General features: G+C 73.3%; 7 protein-coding genes. 5 read left to right on the top strand and 2 right to left on the bottom strand.

From position 1 onward, the window contains the following. The first annotated feature begins 171 nt into the window (after positions 1-171). The 3 genes from ABTZ99_RS38240 to ABTZ99_RS38230 are packed head-to-tail and all read left to right on the top strand — an operon-like array spanning position 172 to position 4426. Positions 172-1704, top strand: a complete 1533-nt coding sequence (locus ABTZ99_RS38240; RefSeq protein WP_498780227.1) for a GH39 family glycosyl hydrolase — start codon at positions 172-174, stop codon at positions 1702-1704. Further along, positions 1701-2399 carry a DUF624 domain-containing protein gene (locus ABTZ99_RS38235; protein ID WP_499617977.1) on the top strand — a complete coding sequence of 233 codons (699 nt, stop codon included), beginning with the start codon at positions 1701-1703 and terminating at the stop codon, positions 2397-2399. Before ABTZ99_RS38240 ends, ABTZ99_RS38235 begins: the two co-directional genes overlap by 4 nt. Beyond that, positions 2396-4426 (top strand): beta-galactosidase, encoded by a 2031-nt coding sequence (locus tag ABTZ99_RS38230; RefSeq protein WP_499617976.1) that lies wholly within the window; start codon positions 2396-2398, stop codon positions 4424-4426. Before ABTZ99_RS38235 ends, ABTZ99_RS38230 begins: the two co-directional genes overlap by 4 nt. Positions 4427-4475: 49 nt before the next feature. Here ABTZ99_RS38230 and ABTZ99_RS38225 read toward each other — a convergent pair whose 3' ends face one another. Then, positions 4476-6452, bottom strand: coding sequence for an alpha-glucuronidase (locus ABTZ99_RS38225; RefSeq protein WP_499617975.1), 1977 nt, complete (start codon positions 6450-6452; stop codon positions 4476-4478). Positions 6453-6603: 151 nt separating this feature from the next. After that, a complete protein-coding gene (locus ABTZ99_RS38220; protein ID WP_499617974.1) occupies positions 6604-7848 on the bottom strand; it encodes an SGNH/GDSL hydrolase family protein in 1245 nt (414 codons plus the stop codon). Between the two features lie 161 nt (positions 7849-8009). Here ABTZ99_RS38220 and ABTZ99_RS38215 point away from each other — a divergent pair, with 161 nt between their 5' ends. Beyond that, positions 8010-8876, top strand: coding sequence for a DUF4082 domain-containing protein (locus tag ABTZ99_RS38215; protein WP_498780235.1), 867 nt, complete (start codon positions 8010-8012; stop codon positions 8874-8876). A gap of 84 nt (positions 8877-8960) precedes the next feature. Then, entirely contained in the window at positions 8961-10277 is a 1317-nt protein-coding gene (locus tag ABTZ99_RS38210; protein WP_499617973.1) for an extracellular solute-binding protein, read from the top strand. The last annotated feature ends 4 nt before the right edge of the window (positions 10278-10281 follow it).

The raw sequence follows: 10281 nt of genomic DNA, 5'->3' as shown, positions 1-10281 counted from the left end.
CCGGGCTCCACCCACCTCGACGCGCTGTAAACCGGCCCCCACAACCCAAACAACAAAAACACCGGGTCACCGCCCGGGGGCCGGGTCCCGGCACGACGCCGTGACCGGCCCCCGTCCGTGTTCGACTGCCGCCGCACCACGGGCGGCAGGCCGTTCGGCCCTGGAGGGGTTGTGAACCGCGTTACCGTCCCCGGCGAGCCGATCGGCCGCCTGTCCGAGTCGTGGCGCCACTGCGTCGGCACCGGCCGGCTCAACCTCGCGCTGCGCGCCGACTACCAGGAGTCCCTGGCCCGGGTGCAGCGCGACATCGGTTTCCGCTACATCCGCGGCCACGGGCTGCTGTCCGACGACATGGGCGTGCACCGCCGGTCCGGCGACGGGGTGACCCGGTACTCGTTCACCTACGTCGACCAGGTCTTCGACCGGTTCCTGGAGCTGGGCATCCGGCCGTTCGTCGAACTGGGGTTCATGCCGACCGCGCTCGCCTCGGGCGAGGACACGGTGTTCTGGTGGAAGGGCAACATCACCCCGCCGAACGACTGGGACGAGTGGGCCGCGCTGGTCCGCGCCGTCGTCCGCCACCTGATCGACCGCTACGGCCTGGCCGAGGTGCGCACCTGGCCGATCGAGGTGTGGAACGAGCCGAACCTGGTCAACTTCTGGAAGGACGCCGACCAGGCCGCGTACTTCCGCCTCTACGAGCTCACCGCCCGGACCGTCAAGGACGTCGACGCCGGGCTCCAGGTGGGCGGCCCGGCGATCTCGCCCGGCTCGGACGAGTGGTGGGAGCCGTTCGCCGAGTTCGTCACCCGCCGCGACGTGCCGATCGACTTCGTCAGCAGGCACGCCTACACCTCCGGCCCGGCGCAGCACGTGCCCTTCGGCACCTACCAGACGCTGACCTCCCCGGAACTGCTGCTGGACCAGTTCGACGCGCCGCGCAAGCACCTGGCGGGCACCGCGCTGGCCGGGCTGCCGGTGCACATCACCGAGTTCAACAGCTCCTACCGGCCGGACAACCCGATCCACGACACGGCCTACCACGCCGCTTACCTGGCCCCGGTGCTCGCCGGAGGCACGGACCTGGTGGACTCCTACTCCTACTGGACGTTCTGCGACGTCTTCGAGGAGGAGAACGTGCCGACCTCGTTGTTCCACGGCGGTTTCGGCCTGCTCACGCACCGGCAGGTGCCGAAGCCGACCTACCACCTCTACACGTTCATGGCCCGGATGGGCTCACACGTGCTGGCGCGCGGCGCGGACCACCTGGTGTGCGCGACCGACGACGGCCGGGTCACCGTGCTGGCCTGGCAACCGGTCGGCGGCACCGACGGTCCGGACGCGCCCGCGCGGCACGAGGTGCGGCTGTCGGTCCCGATGACGGGTCCGCGCGCGTTCGTCCGCCGGGAACGGGTCAACGAGCACGACGGCAACGCGTTCGGCGCGTGGCGCGAGCTGGGACGTCCGCGCTCACCCGACCTCCGCACGCTCGACGTGCTGCGCGACTGCGCGCGGCCCGCCCTGGAGCACCGGTCGGCCGCGGTCGTGGACGGGCGGGTCGAGCTCGACCTGGCGCTGGCCCGGCACGAGGTCACGTTCGTCGAGCTCACGCCCGTGCGCGCCGAGGAGCACGAAGGGCTGGACGACCGGCGGCTGCTCGGCGCCTCCGACAACCGGCTCGTGGCGCCGCACGAGGGGCCGTGACCGTGGCGGCCGAACGACGGGGTGATCCCGCCGCCGAGATCGGTGCGGGCATCCTGTCGCGCATCGCGTCCGTCGTGTACTGGTTCGTCGTCATCGAGGCCATGCTGGTGCTGACGACGGCGCCCGGTTTCCTCGCGCTGCTGTTCCTGGACCGCAGCGCGGGGAACGCGCCCCTGATCGGGCTGTGCTTCGCGCCCGTGGGCCCGGCGCTGTCGGCCGCCGTCTACGCCTGGCGGGTGTTCCTCGCCGACCGCGACCTCTCCCCCGCCCGGCACTTCCGCCGCGGCTACCGGCTCAACTGGCTCGACGTGCTGCGCTGGTGGCTGCCCGCGCTGGCGGTGCTCACCGTGATCGGCTTCAGCCTGGCGAACCTGGAGCTGGCCGGCGTGCCGCCCGGGTACGGCCTGGTGCTGATCGTGGTCGCGGTGGCGGTGCTGGTCTGGTCGTCCCAGGCGCTGGTGCTGTCGTCCACGCTGTCGCTGCGCACCCGTGACACCGCGCGGCTGGCGTCCTACTACCTGGCCGCACGGCCGGCGAGCGCGCTCGGCGCGTTGTCTCTGCTCGTCGCGGCCGGTGGGCTCGTCGTGCTCACCTCCGACTGGGTGCTCGCGCTGCTCGCGTCCCCGTTCACCCTGCTCCTGCTGCGCAACGCCGAACCGGTGCTGCGCGACGCCACCGAGAGGTTCACCGCGTGACCCCGCAGATCGTGCCCCGGAGGATCGGTTACGGCGGCGACTACAACCCCGAGCAGTGGCCCCGTGAGGTCTGGGACGACGACTACGCCGCGTTCAAGCTCGCCGGCATCAACACCGTCACCGTGGGCGTGTTCGCGTGGTCCCACCTCGAGCCCACCGAGTTCGGCTACGACTTCTCGACGTTGGACGCGATCGTGGAGCGCGCGACCGCCGAGGGCATGCGGATCGTGCTGGCCACCCCCAGCGGCGCGATGCCGCCGTGGCTGGCGCGGAAGTACCCGGACGCGTGCCGGGTCGACTTCGAGGGGCGGCAGCACGTGTACGGGCAGCGGCACAACGCCTGCCCGTCGTCCTCCGACTTCCGCCGCGCGGCCGTGGCGCTGGCCAAGCGCCTGGCCAAGCGGTACGGGGACAACCCGGCGGTCGTGGCCTGGCACGTCGGCAACGAGTACGGCGGTGCCTGCTGGTGCGGCAACTGCGGCGATGCGTTCCGCCGGTGGCTGCGCCGGCGCTACGGCAGCCTCGACCGGCTCAACGCCGCGTGGAACACCGCGTTCTGGTCGCACACGTTCACCAAGTGGGCGCAGATCGAGCCGCCGAACGCGCTGTCGGAGCACTGGCGCGGGCCCGACCACACCGCGTTCCAGGGCATCACGCTCGACTACAAGCGGTTCATGTCCGACGCGCTGCTGGACGGGTTCCTGGCGGAGAAGGCCGCGATCCGCAAGTACTCTCCGGACACGCCCGTGACGACGAACATGATGGGCCTGTACCAGCCGATCGACTACCACCGGTGGGCGCCGCACCTGGACTTCGCGTCGTGGGACAACTACCCGCCGGAGGACCGGTCGCCCGCCCGCACGGCCGCGCGGATGGCGTTGGCGCACCGGTTGATGCGCGGGCTGCGCGACGGCGACCCGTTCTGGGTCATGGAGCAGACCCCGTCGGTGACCGCCTCGCGGGACGTGAACCCGGTCAAGCGCCCCGGCGTGCTGCGGCTGTGGTCGTGGCAGTCGGTCGCCAACGGCGCGGACGCGGTGCTGTACTTCCAGCTGCGGCAGTCGCGGGGCGCGTGCGAGAAGTACCACGGCGCGGTGCTCGACCACGCGGGCCGCACGGACACGCGGGTGTTCCGCGAGGTCTCCGAACTGGGCGACGAGTTCGCCCGCGTCGGTGACGCGCTGCTGGGCGGCCGCACGCCGGCGCGCGCCGCGCTGCTCGTCGACTGGGACAGCTGGTGGGCGGTCGAGATGTCCGACGGCCCCAACCGCAACGTGCGCTACCTGGACGTGCTGACCGCCTACCACCGGGCGTTGTGGCAGGCGAACGTCCCGCTCGACGTGGTGCCGGTGACGGCCGACCTCTCCGGTTACGACGTGGTCGTCGCGCCGTTGCTGCACATGGTGAAGGGCGATCTCGCGGAGCGGGTGGCGGAGCTGGTCGAGCGCGGCGGCACGTTCGTGACGACGGCGCTGTCGGGTCGGGTGGACGAGGACGACAACGCGTTCCTGACCGACGTGCCGGGGCCGTTCGCGTCGCTGCTCGGGTTGCGGGTCGAGGAGACCGACGCCCAGCAGCCCGACGTGGTGAACCCGGTGACGCTGTTCGGCGCCGAGTACGAGGCCCGGCACGTGTTCGAGGTGGTCGTGCCGGACGACGCGGAGGTGCTCGGCGCCTACGGGGCGGACTTCTACGCGGGCACGCCCGCCGTGACCCGCGCGGCACGGGGGCGCGGCCACGCCTGGTACGTGGCGACGTTGCTGGACGACGCCGGTGTGGCCGCCGTCGTGCGCACGGCGTTGGCCGAGCACGGGTTGATCGGGCCGCTCGGCGACGTGCCGGACGTCGAGGTCACCGAGCGCGTCGTGCCGGACGGCACGCGGTACCTGTTCGTGCTGAACCACGGCGCGGCCCGGACCGTGCCCGCGCCGGTGGCCGGCACGGACCTGTTGAGCGGGCGTGAGCTGCGGGTCGGGGACGAGCTGGAACTCGCGCCGACCGCGGTCCTGGTGCTCCGCTGCGCGTAGCGGGCCGACGACGGCCGTCGGGTCCGCGGACCCGGCGGCCGCTCCGCGTTCAGTGGATCGTGCGGCCGTGCGCGTCCGGCACGCCCGACTTGCGCCAGAAGTAGGTGTTCACCTGGTCGCGCCACTCCTTCGCGCACCGCAGCTGCTCCGCCAGCAGCGCGGTGACGCGGCCGAAGACGTCGTCGGGGACGCGTCCCTCCAGCGAGGCCCACGTCGCGGCCATCCGCCGCACTTCCTCGTGACCGGCGAAGTGCGTGTCGTAGATGTGCTGGATCACGGTCGCGCCCGAGTGCAGGACGTGGTCGTAGGGCACGTGGTGGAAGAACAGCAGCAGCTCGTCCGGGCAGGTCGCGACCGACTCGTACCGGTGGCGCCACGGCGGCGGGAACTGGCCGGCGAAGCCCGTGCCCGTGGCGCACGTGCGGTCCACGCCGACGCCGTCCCGGTCGGCGAAGTGGTAGGTGCCCCAGGAGGAGTACTCGTAGCCGTCCACGCTGGGCCCGTAGTGCAGGCCGGGCTGCACCATGAAGCCGACGCCCAACGGCGCCGTGTACCGCTCGTAGGTCAGCCACGAGCCGTCCATCACCTCGTGCAACGCCTCCCGCACGGTCGGGTCGCCGGGGAAGGTGAGGCCGATCCACTCGTCCAGCACCGCCTCCGGCGCGAGCCGCTCGTCCCACGCGAGCCGGCCGAAGCCGAACAGGTTGGCCTGCGCCAACGGGTGGCCGGTCCAGAACGGGTCCTCGCCGACGTTCGACACCGCGACCACGCCACCGGCCGGCGCGGCGGCGCGGCCCGCGGCGACGTCCGCGACCGTCGGCTCGCCCTCGCCCCACGGCCCGAAGCCCAGCATCTCGCGCCACTGCGGCACGAGGTGGCAGACGTGCTTCTGGTGCCCGGTGTACTCCTGGGTCACCTGGAACTCGACCGCGAGCCGCGTGCGCGGCATGGCCGCGATCACCGGCGACAGCGGTTCGCGCACCTGGAAGTCCATCGGACCGGCCTTCACCTGCACCACGACGTTCTCGTCGAACGCGCCGTCCAGCGGGGCGAAGTTGTCGTAGGCGGCCCGGGCGCGGTCGGTCGTCCGGTCGCGCCAGTCCTGGCGGTGGTCGTAGACGAACGCGCGCCAGAACACCGTGCCGCCGAACGGCGCGAGGGCGCGGGCCAGCGCGTTCGCGCCGTCGGCGTGGTCGCGGCCGTAGGCGAACGGGCCGGGCTGGCCCTCGGAGTCGGCCTTGACCACATACCCGCCGAAGTCGGGGATCGCCGCGTACACCTCGGCGGTCGTGCGGGCCCACCAGTCGCGCACGGCCGGGTCGAGCGGGTCGGCGGTCGGCAGGCCGCCGAGGGTGATCGGCGCGGCGAAGCTCACCGACAGGTGCACCTTGATCCCGTGCGGGCGGAACACGTCCGCCAGCCGCACCACGTCCGGCAGCAGGTCGGTGAGCAGGCGGGCCTCGGTGCGGCCCACGTTGACGTTGTTGAGGCCGACCCGGTTGACGCCGATCGAGCCGAGCAGCCGGGCGTAGGCGCGGACCCGCGAGAGGTCGGCGCGGACCGCGCCGTCGGCGTAGAAGATCGAGCCGCCCGAGTACCCGCGCTCGACCTGGCCCATCACCGGGTGCACGGCGACGTTGTCCCAGTGGTCGAGCATGCGGATCGGCTGGCGCGGCGCGTGCCGCCCCGGCCGCGCCTCGCCCGTGAACGCCGCCTCGCCCTGCCGCACCACGTGGTGCAAGCCGTAGAGCAGGCCGACGCCGTCGATCGCGCGGACCACCGTGGTCGTGCCGGCGCGGCCCACCACGAACGCCTCGGGATCGGTCTCGCCGTCATCCGGCTCGCACACCAGCTCCAGGTCCGCCGGACCGTCGTCGACCAGCGCGCCGCCGTGCCCGGCCGCCGCCGCCTCGACCTCGGCGCGGACCGTGGCGACGACCGGGCCGTCCCCGACGACGCGGACCCGCCGTGAGCCGATCGACCGGAACGCGGAGGCCGGTAGCCACGCGGGGTGCACGCCGATCATGTGGGGAGTCCTCCAGGTCCGGGACGGGCGACAACGCCAAACTATGTCGCCTTCGATTCCCGGGCAAGGAAAACCGGCCGTCCACTGTCGACTTTCACGTGGGTGAACCGCTGCGAAACATTTGCGCGACAACGGTTCCCGCTCCGCCGTCTCAACCGGACACTGCGTCCTGTCCGCGCGACTCGAACAGCTCCAGCTGCACGGCGTCCGCGAGCGCCCGGTAGCCGGCCGGCGCCAGGTGCAGGTGGTCGCCCTCGTCGTAGGCCGCGAGCAGGCGTCGGTGGTCGTGCGGGTCGCGCGCCGCCGCGTCGAAGTCGAGCACCGCGTCGAACGCGCCCCTGGTGCGGATCCACTCGTTGACCGCCTGACGTGCCGCCTCGCGGTGGCCGTCCGGGTCGTCGTACGCCCCGTTGCCGCCCAGCGGGGCCAGCGTCGCCCCGTACACCGCGATGCCGTGCGCGTGGGCGCGGGCCACGATCTGCTCGTAGGCCGCGCAGAGGTCGTCCGCGACCTGCTTCTGCGCGACGGCGGTGGCGTCGGCCGTGCAGATGTCGTTGACGCCCTCGAACACCACCAGCCACGCCACACCGGTCTGCGCCAGCACGTCGAGGTCCAGGCGGGCCAGCCCGCTCGGGCCGATCCCCTCGCTGAGCACCCGGTTCCCGCCGATGCCCTGGTTGAGCACGGCGACGTCCGCGGTCGCGGGCCGTGACCGGAGCCGGGCCGACAGGCGGTCGGGCCAGCGGTCGTTGCCGTTGGTGGTGGAGCCGCGGCCGTCGGTGAGGGAGTCGCCCAGCGTGACCACGGCCGAGGCGGCGCGCTCGGACCAGACCTCGATGCCGCTGAGGAAGTACCAGTGGTCCGTGGTCGTCGCGCCCGGCAGGTCGTCGGCCCCGACGTGGTCGCCCGACAGGAGGTGGGAGGTCGTGCGGGAGCCGGGGTGCGAGGTGATGGCCTCGGACGCCTGCCCGTCGGCCAGGTACACCGTCACGGTCAGGTTCGCCTCGTGCTCGACCGGGAAGTCCAGCGGGTCCGACACGACCTGCGCGCCGACCGGCACGACCACCCCCGACCGCCCGTGGAACGTGACCGGGCGGACCGAGCCCGGCTCGACCGCGCCGACGCCCGCCCGGCCGTCGACGGGCCGAGCCACGGTCACCGCGGTGATCGGCAGCACCGCGCCGCCGAAGGCGTTCGAGAACCGCAGCCGCAGCCGGTCGCCGCCGACCGTGACGCGCGCGGTCTGCCGCAGCGTGGCGTCGGCCAGCACCAGACCCGACCGGGTGAACGGCGCGGGCGGCATGTTGTCGGGCGCGGTCGGCTGGGGTGCGGACACCCACGTGTGGACCCAACGACCGGCCGGGCGGGGGTCCTCGGGTGACGCGGTGCGACTCATGCGCCCGATTCTGGTGCAGCGGGCGGGCTCCGGTCAGCCGAGGGTCTCAACTGGAACCCGCGCGGACGTGCCGAAGGCAACCGGCGCGCGGGCGTAGCGAAACCCACGGTCGCCGACGATCTCCCGGGAGGTAGCTCCGCACGATGCCCGAAGGAGGGCGCATGCCCCGCTTATCCCGGTTGTGGGTGGCGATCGCCGCCGCGACCCTGGTCCTGTCCGGCACGGCTCACGCCCAGGACGACCGCAGGGTGGTCATCGGCACCCCGACCACCCGCTCCGCCGCCGAGGTCGGTGTCCCGATCCTGGTCACCGGCCTCTCGATCGCCCCGACGACGGTCGCGATCACCGCCACCGAACTGACGTTCGACGGCGGGGCCACCTGGGTGACCGCCGAGGTCCTGCGCGATCACGACCCCTCCCGGGTCGACTGGCGGTACGTCCACACGCCCGACCAGGTCGGTGACGTCGAGGTCGCCGGTCGGGTCGTCACCGCCGCCGGCGCCGGCCCGATCGGCGCGCCCGTCGTCATCCACGTGGGCGGCGTGGCCGTCACCCAGCCGGTGAACTGCGAGACCCGGTGCGAGCTCGGCACCTACTACAAGGACGCGGTCGACGACCCCGACCGCGAGCCGGTCGAGGTGGGCATGCGGTTCCGGGTCGACCGACCGGGGCAGCTGCTGGGCGCGTCCCTCGGTCGCGGCGCGTACCGCGGGCCGATCGCCCTGCGGCTGTGGTCGGACGCCGGCGTGCTGCTCGCCGAGCAGCCCTGGGACCACCCCGGGCTGATGGCCCAGATCGACTTCCCGACGCCGGTCCCGGTCGAGCCGGGGCGGGACTACGTGATCTCGTACTACACGCCGGAAGGCGGCTACGCGACCTCGGAGGACTTCTTCATCGGCACGCTGGTGCGGGCGCCGTTCATCGCGCCGCCGGGCGCGGGCGTCTACCACTACGGCGTGGGCGGCGGGTTCCCGACCGACACCTGGCACGACAGCACCTACTGGGTGCTGCCGGAGTTCCGCGGCTGACCGGTTGCGCCGACCAGTCGACCCGCGTGTGGACGGGGCGCCGGGCGGGAACCGTCCCGGTGACGTCCGGTCCAGGGAGGCGACATGCGCGGGTTCCCGCTCACCGCGGTGCTGGTCGTGCCCGTGCTCGTCGCCGCCGGGTGCGGCGGTCTGGGTTCCGACCGCTCCGACGCGCTGGTCACCATGGGGTTCGGCCTCCCGGACGAGCACGCGACCGCGCGCGTGGCGGTGTTCCGGGAGGCCAACCCCGGCGTCGACCTGCGGATCAGCGAGGGCGCGTTCGACGAGCAGCAGTTCCTGTCCGCCGTCGCCGCGGGCGACCCGCCCGACCTGGTCTACGCCGAGCGGCGCAAGCTCGGCGGCTACGCGGCGCGCGGCGCGGTGCAGAGCCTGGACGCGTGCGTGCGGGAGCACGGCGTCGACCTGGGCGTGTTCCGGGAGGCGGCCCTGCGCCAGGTCACCTACGAGGGTGAGGTGTACGGGCTGCCGGAGTTCTCCAGCGTCCGGCTGATGATCGTGAACAACCCGGTGGTGCGGGCCGCCGGCCTGGACCCGGCGGCGTTGTCCACGTCCGACTGGGCCGGGATGGGCGAGGTGGCCGACCGGCTGGCGCGGGTCGGCGACGGGCGGGTGGAGCGCATCGGCTTCGACCCGAAGGTGCCCGAGTTCCTGCCGCTGTGGGCCAAGGCGAACGGGGCCGAGCTGATCGGGCCCGACGCCCGGCTGGACGACCCGCGCGTGGTCGAGGCGGTCCGCCACACCACCGACCTGGTGGCCAGGCAGGGCGGCTGGGCGTCGTTCAAGGCGTTCCGCGACACGTTCGACCAGTTCGGCGCGGACAACCAGTACGTGACCGGCCGGCTCGCCGCGATGCCGATGGACTCCTGGTACATCAACACGCTCGCGACCAACTCCCCCGACGCCGACGTGACGATCACGCCGTTCACGGATCGCGACGGGCAGGTGCTCACCGAGTCCGGCGGGCAGGCGTGGGCCATCCCGAAGGGCGCGAGACACCCCGAGCTGGCGTGCCGGTTCCTGGTCACGATGACCGACGCGCGGACCTGGGTCACCGCCGCGATCGCGCGCCGGGACGCGCTGGCCGGGGCCGGGCGGCCCTACGGCGGCACGTTCACCGGCAACCGGGTCGCCGACGAGCGGATCTTCCGCGAGGTGTTCGCCCCGGCGGGCAACCCGATCCTGGAGCAGGGCGTGCCGGTGGTGCTGTCGTTGCAGGACAAGGCGTTCGCGCTGCCGCCGAGCCCGGCCGCGAGCGAGCTCGTGCGCGCCTGGGAGGGCGCGGTGAACCGGGTGCTGGTCGGGCAGCAGGAGCCCGAGGAGGCGATGGCCCAGGCGCAGCGCGAAGCGGAACGGGCGCTCAAGCGGGTGGGCGGGAGGTAGGGCC

Origin of the sequence: Actinosynnema sp. NPDC002837, assembly GCF_040295345.1 — a bacterium.
Taxonomy (GTDB): Bacteria; Actinomycetota; Actinomycetes; order Mycobacteriales; family Pseudonocardiaceae; genus Actinosynnema.
This window is presented reverse-complemented; position numbering and strand designations above follow the sequence as displayed.

What these genes read in the sequence shown, in the direction of transcription:
- ABTZ99_RS38225 (WP_499617975.1), bottom strand. Translation starts at nt 6,452, where the DNA reads ATGATCGGCGTGCACCCCGCGTGGCTACCGGCCTCCGCGTTCCGGTCG.
- ABTZ99_RS38220 (WP_499617974.1), bottom strand. Translation starts at nt 7,848, where the DNA reads ATGAGTCGCACCGCGTCACCCGAGGACCCCCGCCCGGCCGGTCGTTGG.
- ABTZ99_RS38215 (WP_498780235.1), top strand. Translation starts at nt 8,010, where the DNA reads ATGCCCCGCTTATCCCGGTTGTGGGTGGCGATCGCCGCCGCGACCCTG.
- ABTZ99_RS38210 (WP_499617973.1), top strand. Translation starts at nt 8,961, where the DNA reads ATGCGCGGGTTCCCGCTCACCGCGGTGCTGGTCGTGCCCGTGCTCGTC.